Source organism: Shewanella zhuhaiensis (assembly GCF_022484835.1).
Classification (GTDB): Bacteria; Pseudomonadota; Gammaproteobacteria; order Enterobacterales; family Shewanellaceae; genus Shewanella; species Shewanella khirikhana.
Window position 1 is genome coordinate 31,360 of sequence record NZ_JAKUDL010000006.1, and the last position, 18,064, is coordinate 49,423.

17 protein-coding genes are annotated in these 18,064 nt (G+C 53.0%); 4 read left to right on the top strand and 13 right to left on the bottom strand.

The window, feature by feature from the left end:
* Positions 1-138 precede the first annotated feature (138 nt).
* Positions 139-3,132 (top strand): TonB-dependent receptor, encoded by a 2,994-nt coding sequence (locus tag MJ923_RS15705; RefSeq protein WP_240591896.1) that lies wholly within the window; start codon positions 139-141, stop codon positions 3,130-3,132.
* A gap of 123 nt (positions 3,133-3,255) precedes the next feature.
* Here the strand turns inward: MJ923_RS15705 and rplI are convergent, their stop codons facing one another.
* The 4 genes from rplI to rpsF are packed head-to-tail and all read right to left on the bottom strand — an operon-like array spanning position 3,256 to position 4,707.
* The gene (gene rplI / locus MJ923_RS15710; RefSeq protein WP_126168249.1) at positions 3,256-3,705 is read right to left on the bottom strand and encodes a 50S ribosomal protein L9; all 450 of its coding nucleotides are present in this window, start codon (positions 3,703-3,705) and stop codon (positions 3,256-3,258) included.
* A 40-nt stretch (positions 3,706-3,745) separates the two neighbouring features.
* Positions 3,746-3,973, bottom strand: a complete 228-nt coding sequence (rpsR, locus tag MJ923_RS15715; RefSeq protein ID WP_011761169.1) for a 30S ribosomal protein S18 — start codon at positions 3,971-3,973, stop codon at positions 3,746-3,748.
* Between the two features lie 11 nt (positions 3,974-3,984).
* Complete coding sequence (gene priB / locus MJ923_RS15720; protein WP_164551305.1) at positions 3,985-4,290, bottom strand: primosomal replication protein N; 306 nt, start codon at positions 4,288-4,290, stop codon at positions 3,985-3,987.
* A 9-nt stretch (positions 4,291-4,299) separates the two neighbouring features.
* Positions 4,300-4,707, bottom strand: coding sequence for a 30S ribosomal protein S6 (gene rpsF / locus MJ923_RS15725; protein WP_126168250.1), 408 nt, complete (start codon positions 4,705-4,707; stop codon positions 4,300-4,302).
* 234 nt (positions 4,708-4,941) lie between these two features.
* On the opposite strand from rpsF, the gene MJ923_RS15730 reads away from it, so the two are divergent.
* Positions 4,942-5,688, top strand: a complete 747-nt coding sequence (locus MJ923_RS15730) for a DUF481 domain-containing protein (RefSeq protein ID WP_240591897.1) — start codon at positions 4,942-4,944, stop codon at positions 5,686-5,688.
* Positions 5,689-5,771: 83 nt separating this feature from the next.
* Here MJ923_RS15730 and rlmB read toward each other — a convergent pair whose 3' ends face one another.
* The 7 genes from rlmB to zapE all read right to left on the bottom strand — a co-directional run bounded on the left by rlmB (position 5,772) and on the right by zapE (position 13,629).
* A complete protein-coding gene (rlmB, locus tag MJ923_RS15735; protein WP_240591898.1) occupies positions 5,772-6,512 on the bottom strand; it encodes a 23S rRNA (guanosine(2251)-2'-O)-methyltransferase RlmB in 741 nt (246 codons plus the stop codon).
* Entirely contained in the window at positions 6,513-8,939 is a 2,427-nt protein-coding gene (gene rnr, locus MJ923_RS15740; protein ID WP_240591899.1) for a ribonuclease R, read from the bottom strand.
* 35 nt (positions 8,940-8,974) lie between these two features.
* Entirely contained in the window at positions 8,975-9,589 is a 615-nt protein-coding gene (locus MJ923_RS15745) for a tetratricopeptide repeat protein (protein WP_240591900.1), read from the bottom strand.
* 113 nt (positions 9,590-9,702) lie between these two features.
* The gene (locus MJ923_RS15750; protein WP_126168255.1) at positions 9,703-10,998 is read right to left on the bottom strand and encodes an adenylosuccinate synthase; all 1,296 of its coding nucleotides are present in this window, start codon (positions 10,996-10,998) and stop codon (positions 9,703-9,705) included.
* Between the two features lie 348 nt (positions 10,999-11,346).
* Positions 11,347-11,739 (bottom strand): 30S ribosomal protein S9, encoded by a 393-nt coding sequence (gene rpsI / locus MJ923_RS15755; RefSeq protein ID WP_011761177.1) that lies wholly within the window; start codon positions 11,737-11,739, stop codon positions 11,347-11,349.
* A 14-nt stretch (positions 11,740-11,753) separates the two neighbouring features.
* Entirely contained in the window at positions 11,754-12,182 is a 429-nt protein-coding gene (rplM, locus tag MJ923_RS15760) for a 50S ribosomal protein L13 (RefSeq protein ID WP_214506040.1), read from the bottom strand.
* A gap of 334 nt (positions 12,183-12,516) precedes the next feature.
* On the bottom strand, positions 12,517-13,629 hold the full coding sequence (gene zapE / locus MJ923_RS15765) for a cell division protein ZapE (RefSeq protein ID WP_240591901.1): 1,113 nt from the start codon (positions 13,627-13,629) through the stop codon (positions 12,517-12,519).
* Positions 13,630-13,869: 240 nt separating this feature from the next.
* On the opposite strand from zapE, the gene MJ923_RS15770 reads away from it, so the two are divergent.
* On the top strand, positions 13,870-15,219 hold the full coding sequence (locus MJ923_RS15770; protein ID WP_240591902.1) for a DegQ family serine endoprotease: 1,350 nt from the start codon (positions 13,870-13,872) through the stop codon (positions 15,217-15,219).
* 96 nt (positions 15,220-15,315) lie between these two features.
* A complete protein-coding gene (degS, locus tag MJ923_RS15775; protein WP_240591903.1) occupies positions 15,316-16,386 on the top strand; it encodes an outer membrane-stress sensor serine endopeptidase DegS in 1,071 nt (356 codons plus the stop codon).
* Between the two features lie 135 nt (positions 16,387-16,521).
* Here the strand turns inward: degS and MJ923_RS15780 are convergent, their stop codons facing one another.
* Positions 16,522-16,695 (bottom strand): hypothetical protein, encoded by a 174-nt coding sequence (locus tag MJ923_RS15780; RefSeq protein ID WP_164551221.1) that lies wholly within the window; start codon positions 16,693-16,695, stop codon positions 16,522-16,524.
* A 104-nt stretch (positions 16,696-16,799) separates the two neighbouring features.
* The gene (gene murA, locus MJ923_RS15785) at positions 16,800-18,056 is read right to left on the bottom strand and encodes a UDP-N-acetylglucosamine 1-carboxyvinyltransferase (RefSeq protein WP_126168260.1); all 1,257 of its coding nucleotides are present in this window, start codon (positions 18,054-18,056) and stop codon (positions 16,800-16,802) included.
* Between the last annotated feature and the right edge of the window lie 8 nt (positions 18,057-18,064).

Sequence of the window (18,064 nt, forward strand, 5' to 3'; positions counted from 1 at the left end):
AAACACAAAGCAAGATTTTTATTAACATAAGTATACAAATAAACAACATTTTATGAGAAGCTAGTCCTGCCAACCTGCACCTATAAGCAGGTAAGCGTTTGAATAACAAAATAACAAACGTTCAAAGGAATGCTACTCATGACTAAAACGAACTTCCGCCGCTCCATGGTGGCAGCGTCTGTCAGTGCGCTATTAGCTTTTAGCGGCGCCTCTTTCGCAGCCAGCAATACCGATGGCTCCATCTACGGTAAAGCCGATGCAGGCTCAGCCATCACCTATAAAAACACTAAAACTGGTGTATCTCGTACAATCTATGCCGACGATAAAGGCCGTTTTAACGTGGGTAGTGTACCTGCGGGCACTTATGAAATCGTAAACGCAAAAGGTGAAAAGCAGGTTATCCAAGTTGTAGTAGGTACTGGTACCAACGTTGCGTTTGGTGCATCACCAGAAGTGATTCAGGTGCTGGGTTCACGCATCCAACGCATTGACACCTCATCTGTTGAATCGAGCACTGTGTATGACATGGACGCAGTATTCGAATTGCCTATTCCACGTGATACAGTTGCAGTTGCACTGCTGACTCCAGGTGCTGTACAAGGTGGTCAAAACTTTGGCCGTAACCTGCCAGTGTTTGGTGGCTCTTCTATCGCAGAGAACGGTTATTACATTGATGGTATGGATGTAACCAACCTTCGTACCATGTTGAGCTTCGCTAACCTGCCCCAAGATGCCGTATCTCAAACTCAGGTCAAGTCTGGCGGCTACGGTGTTGAGTATGGTCGTTCTCTGGGCGGCATCGTCAACATTGTAACCCGTTCAGGTTCTAATGATTTCGAATTCGGAGGTTCTGCTTATTGGACCCCTGACTCACTGAGAGCATCTAATAAAGATGTGACAACAGTTAACCTCGATGGTAGTGAGACCGTTACCACTTATAATTCGGGTGATGAATACGACACCTTAGAGTATAACGTCTTTGCTTCTGGCCCTATTATCGAGGATAAGCTGTTTTTCTTCGCCATGATTGAAGGGCAGAAGAAAGAAAGAACCAACTATGGCACATCAAGCAGTTACAGTTATGACATCACTAACCCGCAGTATTTCGCGAAGCTGAATTGGTTTATTACCAACGACCATAGCCTGCGTTTCACCTATATCAACAATGAGGTGGAGAAAGACTATCGCAGCTATGAAATCTATGAAGATGAAAATGGCGATGCTGTTTTGGGTAAATTAGGAAGTTTGTCCAATAGCTATCCGCTGGATTCAGGCGGAACCATGAGCGTGCTTGGTTACACTGGCTACCTTACAGACAATTTCACCATCAATCTTCAATATGGCAAGTTAACCAATAAGTATGAAAAAACCCCTAACCTGCCAGGTGATGACTGCCCGCTGGCATACGACACGACTGGGGCATTATCATTTGCAGAACGCATCTCTATCGGCTGCTGGAATTCTCCTGACCAAACGACTGTGACCGACCAAGTCGATGATGAAGACGAACGCACTAGCTGGAAAGCCGATTTTGAATGGGTGCTTGGTGACCACACCCTAAGATTCGGTTACAACGACGAAAGTTACGAAGCAACCTCTCCCGGCGTTAAATACTCCGGCGATGCTTACTATCGTTACATGACCTCGCATGCAAACAACGGCTGCAATATCAATGGTGTTGATCTTGATTGTGGAACAGAAACTGTAAGGGTCAGAAAATATAATACTCAAACGGCGACTTTTGGTGTCGACAATACTGCCTGGTATTTGGAAGATAACTGGCAGGTAACTGACAACTTCCTGCTTTATGGTGGTGTTCGTGGTGAAACCTTCACCAACTACGATGGCAACGGTGCTGTTTTCCTGGAGTCTGACAACCTGATCGCACCACGTTTAGGTTTCTCTTGGGACATCGATGGCGATGCAACCAAGAAGCTATACGGTACAATCGGACGTTACTACATCCCAGTTCCAGCAAACACCAACATCCGCGCGACACGTTCAGAGCTTTTCACCGAGGACTACTACTTGGTCAATGGCGGCTGGAATGCTGACGGTTCACCGGTCTCATTGGGCAACAAAATTGGACCAAGCACCGTCGACATTCAAGAGGCAAATCCAGAGGTTATTGCGGATCGCAACCTGAAACCAATGCACCAGGATGAAATCATTCTCGGCTATCAGCAGCAAGTTTCTGATAACTGGACTTTAGGTGCTAAGGTTATGGGCCGAACCATTCAAGATGGTATGGATGACTTCTGTGGCCATGATGGATTTGTTCGTTGGGCTGAAGACAATGGCTACGAGAACTTCGATCCGCACACAATGCAAGGCTGTATGATTATCAATCCAGGCAATGACATTACTCTTGCAATGGATCTTGAAAATGATGGCAACCTGACTGTCGTGACAACCCCTAACTCATATCACGGCCTGCCTGAATATGAACGTAAGTACCTTGGTCTGGAATTAACTGCGGAGCGTGCTCTGGCTGATGGCTGGAAAGCTAACTTCTCTTATGTTATTTCCAAGACCTACGGTAACGCAGAGGGATATGTTAACTCATCTCTTGCTCAAGAAGATCCAGGCGCGACTCAAGACTTCGACCATGCCAACTTTATGGATGGTGCTGATGGTAATCTGCCAACAGATCACACACATCAGTTGAAGGCTTACGGCCTGTACGAAATTACCGATGAGCTCAACGTGTCTTTGAACCTATCTGCGACTTCTGGTATCCCACTCAGCTGTCAGGGCTATGTAAGCTTGGATAATATGCTAGTTGGTGATGGTACCACCGCCTACGACTACGGTAACTTCCGCCGCTATTCAGCGTCGAGCTTCTACTGTCAAGACGGTTCTGGAGAGCAGGTTCTGACTAGCCGTGGCGATGAAGGCCGCTCTAACTGGCTGTACACTGCCGACATGAGCCTTACTTACCGTCCTGCGATTGTAGAAGGTTTAACTCTGCAGGCCACTGTTTACAACCTGTTTAACTTCCAGGATGCTGACAGCTTCGATCAACAAAAAGATCTGGCTCGCGACAACCCTAATGTGAGTGCTAACTTCCTGCGCCCAACTGGTTATCAAGAAGGTCGTCGCGTACAGTTTACTGCTCGCTACGCTTTCTAAAAGTTAATCGACAATTGAAAAGAGCCCCATTGGGGGCTCCTTTTTACTGCTGATAATGATTTTGCCATCAGCCATAAAAAAACACCGCCATTCGGCGGTGTTTTCTTTGAAGCTTAAAAGCGATTATTCAGCAACAACAGTTACTTTAACAACGGCTTTAACTTCGGTGTGCAGCTGTACTTCAACTTCGAAGTCGCCAGTAGTGCGCAGGGCACCGTGTGGCAGACGAACTTCGGCTTTAGCCAGTTCAACGCCAGCGGCGGTAACGGCGTCAGCGATGTCGCGAGTACCTACAGAACCGAACAACTTGCCTTCGTCACCAGCTTTAGAAGCGATAACTACAGCTTCCAGAGCAGCAACTTGCTCAGCGCGAGCAGTGGCAGCAGCCAGGTCGGCAGCCAGTTTGGCTTCCAGATCAGCACGACGGGCTTCGAAAACTTTTACGTTTTCGGCGTTGGCTACAACAGCCTTGCCCTGTGGCAGCAGGAAGTTACGAGCGTAACCAGCCTTTACAGACACCTGGTCACCCAGGTTGCCCAGGTTTGCGATTTTATCAAGCAGAATAACGTTCATTATCAAATCCTCTCTATACGATTAGGCTTCAATGCTGGGATTACTGATGCAGATCAGTGTATGGCAGCAGAGAAAGATAACGAGCGCGCTTGATGGCGCGAGCCAGTTGGCGCTGATACTTAGCGCTGGTACCGGTGATACGGCTTGGAACGATTTTGCCGCTCTCAGTGATGTAGTTCTTCAGAGTAGCAATATCTTTGTAATCGATCTCTGCAACACCTTCAGCGGTGAAACGGCAGAACTTGCGACGACGGAAATAACGTGCCATGTGACAGTCTCCTAAGATTTCAATTCGACATTTTCGGCATGAATGACCAAGCGACTTTGCCCATTTCGACTCTGTTGAGTCGAGAGAAAACCTTGTACCTGGATTTCCATGCCTGCCTGTAACGTGTCCGAAATGCACTCAAAGTGCTGACCGCTCATGATTACCTGTATCTGGCAATAGACGTTTCGGGGCATTTCTGCTTCAAAACGCTGACTCCGGTGTTCCAGTTGCAGCACACAATGTGGGATGCCTGCTGGGCTTTTAAAGCGTCTGACTCTCAATACAGAGCCAGTCAACACCAAAGTGTTGGCGGTCACGTTCGACAATTACTCGGCGGATTCTTCAGCGTTTTCTTCGGTCTCTTCAACCTCAGCAGTGCGCTCGCTGGCGGCAGCACGACGAGCGTCACGCTCATCTTTAGCTTTGGCCATTGGAGACGCTTCGGTGATGGCACCCTTGGTGCGCATAACCATGCTACGCAGAACGGCGTCGTTGAAACGGAAAGCTGTCTCCAGCTCTTCAACAGACTCTGCAGTGGCTTCAACGTTCAGCAGAACGTAGTGAGCTTTGTGCAGATCCTGGATTGGGTAAGCCAGTTGACGACGGCCCCAGTCTTCCAAGCGGTGGATCTTACCGTTAGCTTCGGTGATAACACCGGTGTAACGCTCGATCATACCTGGTACCTGTTCACTCTGATCAGGGTGAACCATAAATACGATTTCGTAATGACGCATTTATTGCTCCTTACGGGTTTGTAGCCTCATTATTGGCTCAGCCGGACCAAGTTAGAGGCAAGGAACGATTCAAAAGGGCTGATAAGGCGCGAAATGGTACATAATGGCGGCGAAAAACTCAAGCAATAACTTTGTTCCAGTGCCCATCAAAGGTATGATGAGCCCTCGATTTTTTGCCCGGTTACCCGGGCCTGTGCGCAATCCATAAAAACCGGAAAACAACGGGCAATAAAAATGATCAATACACGCTTGCTTTCCTTAGGAATTTTTCTGTTTACCGCCAAGGCTCAGGCGCTGGTGCCGCCCCAATATCAGGAACCCGCCACCGGCCTGACCGCCGAAGTTGAGGCCGGACTGCAGCTCAACACAGGTAACACCGAATCCAGCAGTTTCAATGGCCGTACCAAGCTGGTGTACGACACCCAAAAGGCGCGTCAGGAAGCCTTGCTGAAAGCCTACTTCGCTTCAGACTCTGAAAAAACCACCGCCGAGAAGTACGACGCCCAGTTTCAGTCTAACTTTAAAGTCGATTCCGGCTATTTTTATGGCCGTGGCGAAGGCACCTGGGACGAGTTTGGCTCCTACACCCGGCTGTACACAGGTTCGGTGGGTTATGGTTTTGATGTCATCAGCAGCTACAGCACCAAGCTCAAACTCGAAATCGGCCCCGGTTATCAATACAGCCTGCCAAAGGCGACCGACTCAGAGCCGGACCCATCAGCCAATACCGATGTGATTTTGCGTACCGCCGCCAAGTTCGAGCAGCGCATCCACGAGTACAGCAGCTTCACCGCCGACCTCACCGCCGAAGCGGGCCAAAACAACAGTGCCGTGACCCTGGATATGGGCTACAAGAATATCCTGTTTCAGGATCTGGCCTTTAAGGTGGGGATGAACATCAAGTACACCGAAGTGGTACCGGATGGCACAGAGCAGGTCGATACAGTCACTACTTTTAACCTGCTTTACACCTTCCAATAAGCCGCTTAGCGATAAATGTACCCAATAAAAAAGGATTGCCGAGGCAATCCTTTTTTATTGATATATACCTTGCTGCGCCGGGGTTAACCCAAGCGCTGGCGCACGGCCTCAAACAAGCAGATACCTGTTGCCACCGACACGTTCAGGCTCGATACACTGCCCGCCATCGGAATGGAAATCAGGGTGTCACAGCCTTCACGGCTCAGGCGTCTAAGGCCTTTACCTTCGGCGCCCATGGCAATCGCCAATGGCCCTTTGAGATTGGCCTCATACAGGGTCGAGTCGGACTCACCGGCAGTACCGGCAATCCACACCCCACGCTCCTGAATGCGCTTCATGGTACGAGCCAGGTTGGTCACCTGAAACAGAGGCACGGTTTCAGCCGCGCCGCAGGCCACTTTGCTCACTGTCGGCGTTAAACCGGCGGAGTTATCCTTGGGCACTATCACGCCGTGCACGCCAGCCGCATCAGCATTACGCAGGCAGGCGCCGAGGTTGTGAGGGTCGGTTACGCCATCGAGAATGAGCAGAAACGGGGTTTCTGTTGTATCCAGCAGCGCCTCCAGATCGTTCTCGGTCAGCACCTTGGCCGGGCGCACACGAATGATAATGCCCTGATGCTGAGCGCTCTCGGCTTTATCATCCAGCGTCTTGCGGGACGCCTGCTGTGGTTTTACCCCCCAGCTTTGGGCGATTTCCAGCAGCGGCAGCACCCGCTCGTCCTGGCGGCCACTCATCAGCCACAGCTCCAGCACCCGCTCAGGGGCGTGTTTCAGCACAGATTCAACCGCGTGGATGCCGAACACCAATTCCTGTTTCTTCATTTATTTCTTTCTCTTGACTCGCTTGGCGGCCTTGGGTTTACGCTCGGTCGCCTTTTTGGATTTGTTACCGTCTTTCGCCTTGGCATCGCGTTTCTTGCCATCAGCACCGCCGAGTTTGCCACCAGCCAGTTGGCTGCGCACGCTGCCACCCTTGCCTGGCTTGTCTTTGCCAGTGCGGCCACCTTCGAGATTGGCGCGGTCACGGGCTGTCATCGGCTTCTTGCCCGGCTTTTTGCGGCCAGGACGCTCGCCTTCCATCTGCAAATCAATTTGTCTGTCATCCAGATTAACCGCCGCCACTTTCACGGCAACCGGATCGCCAATCTGGTAGATCTGCCCGGAGTTTTCGCCAATCAGGCGCTGACGCTGGGGATCGTACTGGAAGTAGTCACTGCCGAGACTGGAGATATGCACCAGACCATCGATAAACAGCTCATCCAGACGCACAAACAGTCCAAAGCTGGTGACTGAGGCAATAACGCCGCTGAAACTGTCACCCACGTGGTCCTGCATAAACTCGCACTTAAGCCAGTCGGATACATCACGGGTCGCCTCATCGGCACGGCGCTCGGTATTGGAGCACTCTTCACCAAGGAGATCCAGCTCTTCAATCTGATAGTGATAGCCACCGTCGGCGGTCCACTTCTCACTGGCTTCGCCCTGCTCTTTGGCAAGCAGGTAACGAATAACCCGGTGCAATACCAGATCGGGATAACGACGAATGGGCGAAGTAAAGTGGCTGTAAGCTTCAAGTGCCAAACCAAAATGGCCTTCGTTATCCGGGGTGTAAATGGCCTGACGCATGGAGCGCAGCAACATCACCTGAATAAGCTCGGCATCGGGGCGCCCTTCCACCTTGGCCATCAGCGCCTGATAGTCCGCAGGCTCCGGCTCAAGGCCGCCGCCCATGGTAAGGCCGCGCTCGGCGAGAAAGTCCCTGAACTGGGTCAACTTCTGCTCTGATGGCTTTTCGTGCACCCGATAAAGCACATGTCCCTTGTTTTTAATCACAAACTTGGCCGCGGCCACGTTGGCGAGGATCATGCACTCTTCAATGATCTTGTGGGCCTGATTACGGCCACGGGGCACAATGCGGTCAATCTTGCGCTGCTCATTGAAAATAAACTGGGTTTCCAGGGTTTCAAAGGCGATGGCGCCGCGCTCGGCACGCTGCTCATCCAGGCACAGATACAGCTCTTGCAGCACCTTCAGGTGCGGGAACAGCGTCTTGTGCTCATCTTTCACCTCGCCGCCTTCCAGCATGGCTGCAACCTGGGTATAGGTGAAGCGGGCGTGGGAGTGCATTACCGCCGGATAAAACTTATAACCCGACAGTGCACCCTTGGCGGAGATGGTCATTTCGGCCACCATACACAGACGGTCAACCCCCGGGTTCAGCGAGCACAGGCCGTTGGAGAGTTTCTCCGGCAGCATGGGGATCACCTGCGACGGGAAATATACCGAGTTACCCCGGGCGCGGGCTTCTTTATCCAGCGCCGAGTCAGTGCGCACATAGTGGCTCACATCGGCAATCGCCACCCACAGGCGCCAGCCGCCACCACGTTTGCGCTCAGCAAACACAGCATCGTCGAAGTCGCGGGCATCTTCGCCATCGATTGTCACCAGCGGCAGTTCACGCAAATCGACTCTGCCTTCCTTGTCTTCGTCGGTGACGTAGTCAGGGATGCGGCGCAGCTTTTTCTCAATTACAGAAGACCACTGGTGCGGCAGGTCGTAGTTGCGCAGGGCAATTTCGATTTCCATGCCAGGCGCCATTTGCTTACCCAGCACTTCGGTAACCTTACCTCCGGCACGTACGTAGCGGCCCGGACGACGGGTCAGCTCAATCACCACCACGTCGCCATGGCGGGCGCCATTCTTGTCTTCGTTGGCGATCAGGATTTCGTGGGGAATACGCTTGTCGTCCGCCACCACAAAGGCCATGCCTGAATCGACGTAGAAACGGCCAACCAAGGGCGCACTGCGCTCAGAGAGCAGCCTGACGATACGAGCGTCGCGGCGGCCACGGCGATCGACACCGGCTTTTTGCGCCAGTACCTTGTCACCGTGAAAATAGAGCTGCATGTCGCGCTCGTTGATAAAGAGGTCATCGCCGCAGTTGTCCGGGCGGAAGAAGCCGAAGCCATCTCTGTGACCAAGCACAGTGCCAGACATCAGATCCATACGCTCCGGCAGGCCGTAGCACTGGCCGCGGGTAAACACCAGCTCGCCATCTCGCTCCATGGCGCGCAGTCGGCGGCGCAGGGCTTCCAGGCGTTCTTCATCGTGGATTTTCAGCGCCTCGGCGATGCGATCGCGGGGCTGGGGGGCGGTTTGAGACCTCAAATACTCGAGGATAAATTCCCGGCTGGGAATGGGGTTGTCGTACTTTTCCTGTTCGCGCTCAAAATGCGGATCGTTAATCATTCAATTTCCATTGTTCATCCGGCCCTTGCCGGATATCAGTAATTCCACAGATGCTCGCCCCGGGCTCTGGCCACGGCACTGGCGGGCATTTTGGACTCCAGCTTTTGCAGCAGTTGCCAGGCTTGGTCCTTGGTCTTTTGATCGTTAAAGACCTCGTTGTACAGCCAATGATAGGCCATCTCATAATCCCTGGGGCTGCCAAAGCCCTCGTTATACAGGCGCACCAGCATCATGCGCGCCGTCTGGTCGCCGTTGGCCGCGGCGGGGTACAGATACTGTACCGAACGGTGCTTGTTCTTAAGCACATACTTGCCATCTTCATAATAGCGGGCCACTTGCACCATGGCCTCAGTGCTGCCCTGGGCAGCAGAGTCTTTCAATAATTGCATGCCGCGGGGCACGTCTTTTTTAATGCAGGTGCCGTGGATAAACATCTCGCCCCACAAAAACTGATACAGGGGCTGCTTGAGCACTTCGGCACGGGCTTCAATATCCTGCACCAACTGGCAGTCATCCTGTTTGACCTGTACCAGATGCCGCTGCTCGCGAATGAGCGTCAGCAGTTGCTCCTGGGTGTATACATCCACCGCCTCAGCCGCCAGCAAATTGGGGGAGAGTACGAACAATAGGGCTGAGATTACACGCAACATAGCAAATTCCGGTGACTGGTTGATGACCAACTCATCGGCAGTATAACCCAAATCTTGAGCCTGACAGCAAAGCTACAGGTATGAAAAAGGCCGCTTACGCGGCCTTCTTTACATCAGTTGAACGGGCTGACCCTAATAAAGGTCTCGTTCCGGTCCGGACCGGTAGAGATGATGTCGATTGGAGTCTCCAAAATCTCTTCGATACGCTTGATGTAGTTCACGGCCGCCTGTGGCAACTGATCCATGGAGGTCACACCAAAGGTGTTCTCGCTCCAGCCTGGCAGACTCTCGTAAACTGGGGTAACCAGTTCATAGCCTTCTGCTGCCAGCGGAGTCACTGTGGTTACAGAGCCATCTGGCTGCTGATAACCCACACAGATCTTCACTTCTTCCAGGCCATCCAGTACGTCCAACTTGGTCAGACAGATACCGGTCAGGCTGTTGATCTGGATAGCGCGCTTCATGGCAACGGCATCGAGCCAACCTGGACGACGCTTACGACCAGTGGTAGCACCAAACTCGTGACCCTTGGTGCCCAGATGGTCACCGATTTCGCACTCGAGCTCAGTTGGGAATGGACCTGCACCCACGCGAGTGGTGTACGCCTTCATGATACCCAGCACATAGTCGAGGTGACATGGGCCAAAACCGCTGCCTGTGGCAACGCCACCGGCGGTGGTGTTGGACGAAGTCACGAACGGATAAGTACCGTGGTCGATGTCCAGCAGTGTACCCTGAGCACCTTCAAACAGAATGTTGTCGCCGGCCTTGCGGGCCTGATCCAGCAGTTCGGTCACGTCAACACACATGGACTTGAGGTAATCAGCCAGTGCCAGTGCATCGTCAAGGGTCGTCTGGTAGTCAACGGCTTCGGCGCCATAGTACTCAGTCAGCATGAAGTTGTGATACTTCATTACTTCTTTGAGTTTCTCAGCGAAAAGCTCAGCATTGAACAGATCACCCACGCGCAGACCGCGACGGGATACTTTGTCCTCGTAGGCAGGGCCAATACCACGACCTGTGGTACCGATAGCCTTGTTGCCACGCGCCTTTTCACGGGCGATATCCACTGCACAGTGGAATGGCAGGATAAGCGGACAAGCCTCAGAGATCAGCAGGCGATCTTCTACGGGTACGCCACGCTCTTTGAGCATGCTGATTTCTTTCATCAGCGCGTCTGGAGCCAGCACAACACCGTTACCGATAATGCATTTCACATTATCGCGCAGGATGCCTGAGGGGATCAGATGGAGAACGGTTTTAACACCATCGATTACCAGAGTGTGACCAGCGTTGTGGCCGCCCTGATAACGAACTACGTATTTTGCCTGTTCAGTGAGAAGGTCGACAATCTTACCTTTTCCCTCGTCACCCCATTGGGTGCCGAGAACAACTACGTTTTTGCCCATTGTTTGCTGCAAGGTTGCGGTTAAAGCAGAATTTTAGCAGATTTCAGGGGGGGATGGGCAAGAAATTTATGAAAAAATAATCAATCGTTGCTGCGAACACTGCGGAGAAAACAGCGACACCCGACGATAAAAGCATTGAATTAACAGGATTATCCGGCATTCATGCTGGTGCGCTGCCAGCTTTTTAGCACGACACATAATATCAGCCGCTTCTGATGCCTTTTTACAATCCCGTTACTTTAACTTGCGCAAAACACGCTGGTTTCAGCTGGGTTAACTGGCGTAAATAACCGATAGATAATAAAAAACCCGGCCAAGGCCGGGTTTTTTGCAGACTCGAAGCGAAAATTAACGCTTGGAGAACTGTGGTCTACGACGTGCTTTGCGCAGACCGACTTTCTTACGCTCAACCTGACGGGCATCACGGGTAACGAAACCAGCGGCACGCAGAGTAGGACGCAGAGACTCGTCCAGCTCCATCAGAGCGCGGGTGATACCGTGACGGATGGCACCGGCTTGACCAGTGATACCACCGCCCTTAACAGTCACATAGATGTCCAGCTTTTCAGTCATTTCAACCAGTTCGAGTGGCTGACGAACAACCATACGAGCAGTCTCACGACCGAAGTAAACATCCAGAGGACGCTTGTTAACGATGATGTTACCGCTGCCTACTTTAGCGAATACGCGAGCGGTAGAAGTTTTGCGACGGCCAGTGCCGTAGTACTGAGTAGCAGCCATTTACTTAATCCCGTTTAGATATCAAGAACTTGAGGTTGTTGTGCAGCGTGGTTATGCTCGGCGCCAGCGTATACTTTCAGCTTGCGGAACATATCACGACCCAGAGGGCCTTTTGGCAACATACCCTTGACTGCTTTCTCGATGATCATTTCTGGCTTGTGCGCCTGCAGCTTTTCAAAGTTGATTTCTTTGATGCCACCTGGGAAACCAGAGTGAGAGTAGTACATCTTGCCTGCAGCTTTGTTGCCAGTCACGGTCACTTTCTCGGCGTTGATAACGATGATGTAGTCACCGGTGTCAACGTGAGGAGTGTACTCAGGCTTGTGCTTACCGCGCAGACGGCGAGCAATTTCAGTAGCGATGCGACCCAGAGTCTTACCTTCGGCGTCAACAACGTACCAGTCACGAGATACAGTTTCTGGCTTGGCAGTAAAAGTCTTCATTATTACAAAAACCCAAAGTTAAATTCTGTCACACATGTTATCCGACCCCGGATAACACATTTGCCTTTTCCAGTACCCCTTCGAGTAGGGAAATCGGCTTTGATTTCCGCCTCTTCGGCGGAGGTAACGTGGGCAGGTCGCGAATTATATCCAAGACTGGGTTAAAAATCACCTGCTTTTTCAACCCAAAATTAAAAAAGATCGCGAGGATCTGCTCGGCAGGGTTCGCAGCGCAAAGGATCGCACCGAGCGAGACCAACTGGTCAGTTTCTGCGCAGCAAGCTTATAACCAAACTCAAATGCGCCTGACCCAGAAGCTTGGCAGCAACCCCAATCAGGGCAAGTGCTCCAGCGCCAGGTAATCCCGCGACTGCATTTCAATCAAGCGTGAGCGGCAGCGGCGGAACTCAAAACTAAGCAGTCCTTCAGTGTAAATGTCTTCAAGGGCAACCTCGGCGGAGATAATCAGCTTCACATGGCGCTCGTAAAACTCATCCACCAACGCCAGGAAACGGCGAGCAATGTCATCGCCGGTCTGCTGTGCGCCCATCTGCTCAACACCAGAGAGCAGCACTGTGTGGTATAGCTGCGCCAGCTCCATATAGTCGCGCTGACTGCGGGGACCATCACACAGCGCCCTGAAATCGGCCAGCAGCACACCCTGAGCCTGTTTGCGAATGCTGAGGTGACGACCTTCCACCTCAATAGGCTCCGATTGCACTTCAGACTCGGGCGTCAGCTGATCAAAGTACTTAAGCAGGTTAGTGTCGGCGGCCTCATCCAGCGGGAAGTGGTAAATCTCCGCCTGCTCCAGTGTGCGCAGTCGATAGTCGATACCTGAGTCCACATTGAGCACATCGCAATGCTGGTTGAGCAGCGAAATCGCCGGCAGGAAACGCGCCCGCTGCAGCCCGTTGCGATACAAATCATCGGGAATAATGTTGGAGGTGGCAACCAGCACCACACCCTCATCAAACAGCGCCTCAAACAGGGTGCCGAGCAGCATGGCGTCGGTAATATCAGAGACAAAGAACTCATCGAAGCAAATCACCCGCACCTTGGCGGCCATCTCTTTGGCAATCACCAGCAAAGGATCGCGGGTTCCCTTCAAGCGATCGAGATCCAGGTGCACCTGATGCATAAAGCGGTGGAAGTGAGCCCGCATCTTGCGCTCAAAGGGCAGCGCCTCATAGAAGGTATCCATCAGATAGGTTTTACCACGCCCTACCCCGCCCCACAGATACAAGCCTTTCACGTAAGGCTTTTTGGTTGCCATACCAAAGCGACTGCCCAACCGGCCCAGCAAGCTGCTGCTGGTTTCACTGGCAATCAGGGCGTCGTACACCCCTTGCAGTGCTTTAACAGCGGCTTCCTGCGCCACGTCGTGGGAAAAGCCTTCTTTTAACAGATCCTGTTGATAATGCTGCCAGGGGGTCAGATGGGACACTTGATTTCTTCTCTGGGGACCATATATGAAATTGGGTGAATGTTAACATGTCGGGCACAGCAAGGTAATAGCCGCCACCCCCGACAATGGTCGCCTGACGGCTCTATCGAGAGAGCAGATGAAAGGCGTATTAACCTTTGTTAATAGTGACGAACTTTGTTGTTACACCCGGGTCGGAAGGGTTATACAAGTGCCAACTGTCACTTTGAAACCGATCCCCGAATTGGAGCAATGACTAAGATGAAAGCAAAACTCTCTCTCGTATCCGCCGCTATTTTAGGTGCCACCCTGACCTTGGGCACACTGCCTGCTTATGCCTCGCTGCCAATGGCGGTTGACGGCCAGCAGTTACCAAGCCTGGCACCCATGCTGGAAAAAACCACCCCGGCAGTGGTCTCGGTTGCCGTGTCCGGCACCCATGTATCCAAGCAGCGGGTTCCTGACGTGTTCCGCTATTTCTTTGGCCCCAACGCCCCCCAGGAGCAAGTGCGTGAACGTCCTTTCCGCGGCTTGGGTTCCGGGGTGATTATTGATGCCCACAAGGGCTATATCGTCACCAACAACCACGTGATTGATGGCGCAGATACCATTCAGATTGGTCTGCTCGATGGCCGTGAATTTGAAGCCAAACTGATTGGCAGCGACAGCGAGTCTGATATTGCGCTGCTGCAAATCAAGGCCGACAAGCTGACTGAGATTAAGTCGGCCGACTCAGATGCCATCCACGTGGGCGACTTTGCGGTGGCCATCGGTAATCCCTTTGGTCTTGGACAGACAGTGACCTCAGGGATTGTCTCGGCGCTCGGCCGCAGCGGCCTGGGTATCGAGATGCTGGAAAACTTTATTCAAACCGACGCCGCCATTAACAGTGGTAACTCAGGCGGTGCGCTGGTGAACCTGCGCGGTGAACTTATCGGTATCAACACAGCTATTGTGGCACCGGGCGGTGGTAACGTGGGGATTGGTTTTGCCATCCCGGCCAACATGATGCATTCGCTGGTTGACCAAATTATAGAACACGGCGAAGTGCGCCGCGGCGTGCTGGGTATTTCCGGCCGTGAGCTCGACAGCAAGCTTGCCGAAGGCTTTGGTCTGGATTCACAGCATGGCGCCTTCGTGAACGAAGTCATGCCAGACAGTGCCGCCGACGATGCAGGCATCAAGGCCGGCGACATCATCGTCAGCGTGAACGATCGTAAGATCAAGAGCTTCCAGGAACTGCGTGCCAAAATCGGTACCCTGGGTGCCGGTGCCAAGGTTGAGCTGGGCCTTATCCGCGACGGTAAAGAAAAAACCGTTAAGGTGACCTTGGGCGAAGCCTCAGAGCAAACCGCTGCCGCCGATGAGCTGCATCCTCAGCTGGCAGGAGCCAAGCTCGAGTCCAGCTCCAGCGGCGTGGAAATCACTGACATCGCAGAGGGCTCTCCCGCCGCGTTGAGTGGCCTGCGTAAAGGCGACATCATTGTGGGCGTGAACCGCACGCCGGTGAAAGATCTCAAGGCGCTGAAAGAGCAGCTCAAGGAGCAAGACGGTGCCGCCGCCCTGAAAGTCATGCGCGGCAAGAGCATGCGCTACCTGGTATTGCGTTAATTCAGGCCCCTCAATAAGCCCAGCCCAGTGCTGGGCTTATTGTTTTTAAACGTGTTAATCTAGCTGCACTTTTTACAAACAGCCACGCCTCCATCCATGAAAAACGCCCTTCTTTATGTCGGTAAAGCCGTGATGTTCGGTCTGGTGATGGCCGCCGTCTTCCTGCTGGCCCAAAACTATTTGGGCAACGACCATAGCAAGCTGTTCAGCAGCCACGGCAACAGCGGCAGCGAACTCTCCTTTGCCCATGCAGTTCGCCGCGCCGCGCCCGCGGTTGCCAATATCTATAACATCAGTATCGATCAACGTCAGCCGCTGACCAGCCAGGCCCTCCAAGGTCTGGGTTCCGGGGTCATCATGGACGAAGAAGGCTACATACTGACCAACTACCACGTAATTAAAAAGGCCGATCAGATTGTGATCACCCTGCAGGATGGTCGTCGCTTTCAGGCCGAAGTGGTGGGCTCAGATCCTGAAACCGATTTGAGCGTGCTCAAAATTGAAGGCGACAAGCTGCCTGTAGCGCCGCTGAATTTAAGCTCACTGCCACAGGTCGGCGATGTGGTGCTCGCGATTGGTAACCCCTATAACCTCGGGCAAACCATCACTCAGGGCATCATCAGTGCTACCGGCCGCAATGGTTTAAGCTCTGGCTATCAGGACTTTTTGCAAACCGATGCCGCCATTAACGCCGGGAACTCAGGTGGCGCCCTTATCGACACCAATGGCGATCTGATTGGGATCAACACCGCCGCGTTCCAGATTGGCGGCGAAGGTGGTGGTCATGGCATCAACTTCGCCATTCCCATTCGCCTTGCCTACTCCATCATGGGCAAACTGATTGATAATGGCAGGGTTATTCGTGGTGCACTGGGGATTTCGGGTGAAGCATTGACGCCCTTCCTGGCGCAGCTGCTGAATCTGCAGGATGTGACTGGCGTGCTGGTGACCGGGATAGACCGCAACGGTCCTGCAGCAGCCGCCAAGCTGTTGCCAAGGGATGTGATCATCGCCTACGCCGGCGAGAATGTGATAAGCGCCGAGATGCTGATGGACCGGATTGCCGAAACCAAACCCGGCTCAGAAGTGGAAATGACCATTATCCGCCAGGGCAAGCCGCAAAAGGTCATGGTAGTGATTGGCGAGAAGGCATCGCAGTACAACTGATAACTTGCCGCAGCGGCCGCGCTGCAAGCAAAACAAAAAATGCCCGGCAAGTCCGGGCATTTGTGTGTTCAGTGCTCATAAAGGGTGAATTCGCACAGACGATATTGGTAGAACATGGATTTACATTGCTGGGGCTCAGCTTTTATCCGTGGGGCTTGCCACATCGACCAAACGCACCCAAAACGCCATTTCCAGACACACACCAAGCGCCAACAGCACCATAGATGGCATTTTGGCTCCGGCGAGATAACTGGCCAATGCGGCCATTAACAACAGCGCCGGCACCGCCCACCTTGCGATTTTCATCATATCCCTGACTCCGACTATCAAACTAAATCAATCAACCTTTCCACAACCATCCTATAACAAAAAAACCGCCGGTCAAGGCGGTTTTTATTGCGAAAACATGAAGTTTACTTCATTCGGATGACCTGACCGCCGAGGCCCTTAAACTTATTTTCTATATGTTCATAGCCACGGTCGAGGTGGTAAATACGGTCAACCACAGTGGTGCCGTCGGCCATCAGACCGGCGATCACCAGACTGGCCGAAGCGCGCAGATCCGTCGCCATCACCTGAGCGCCACTCAAACGCTCCACCCCGTGCACAATGCAGGTGTGACCTTCAAGCTCCATGTTCGCGCCCATACGCATCAGCTCAGGCACGTGCATAAAACGGTTCTCGAAGATGGTTTCAGTGATGGTGCCAGTGCCTTCAGCCAAGCAGTTGAGCACACAGAACTGGGCCTGCATGTCGGTTGGGAACGCTGGATAGGGCGCGGTCTTGATATTGACCGCTTTTGGGCGCTGGCCCTTCATATCAAGCTCAATCCAATCATCACCGGTGCGGATATCGGCGCCGGCGTCTTCCAGCTTGGCCAGTACGGCTTCCAGAGACGAAGGATCGGCATTGTCACAGCGGATGCTGCCACGGGTAACGGCAGCGGCCACCAGGAAGGTGCCGGTTTCGATACGGTCGGGCATTACCCGGTAATCACAGCCGCGCAGACGCTCAACGCCGGTGATTTTCAATGTGGCGGTACCAATACCGCTGATTTGAGCCCCCATGGCAACCAGACAGTTGGCGAGATCAATGACCTCAGGTTCGCGGGCGGCATTTTCAATCACGGTCACGCCGTCGGCGAGCGCTGCGGCCATCAGCAGGTTTTCAGTGGCGCCCACGCTGACCATATCCATAAAGATATGCGCGCCTTTCAAGCGGCCATCCACCCGAGCCTTGATGTAGCCTTCTTTCACTTCGATTTTGGCGCCCATCTGTTCCAGACCATGCAGGTGCAGGTTCACCGGACGGGCACCGATGGCACAGCCACCGGGCAGGGACACATCGGCTTTACCAAAACGGGCAAGCAGCGGCCCGAGGATCAAAATCGAGGCCCGCATGGTTTTCACCAGATCATAAGGGGCAACGAAGTGATCGATATTGGCGGTGTTGATGGCAATGCGATCGCCATCCTGAGTCACCTCAGCACCAAGACAACGCAGCAGTTTACAGCTGGTATCCACGTCGCGCAGGCTGGGTACATTGGTCAGTACAAATTCGGATTCGGCCAACACCCCCGCCATCAAAATAGGCAGGGCGGCGTTTTTGGCTCCGGAAATAACAACACGTCCGGCAAGGGATCCGCCGGACTGAATAGCGAGTTTATCCACGGCGTTTC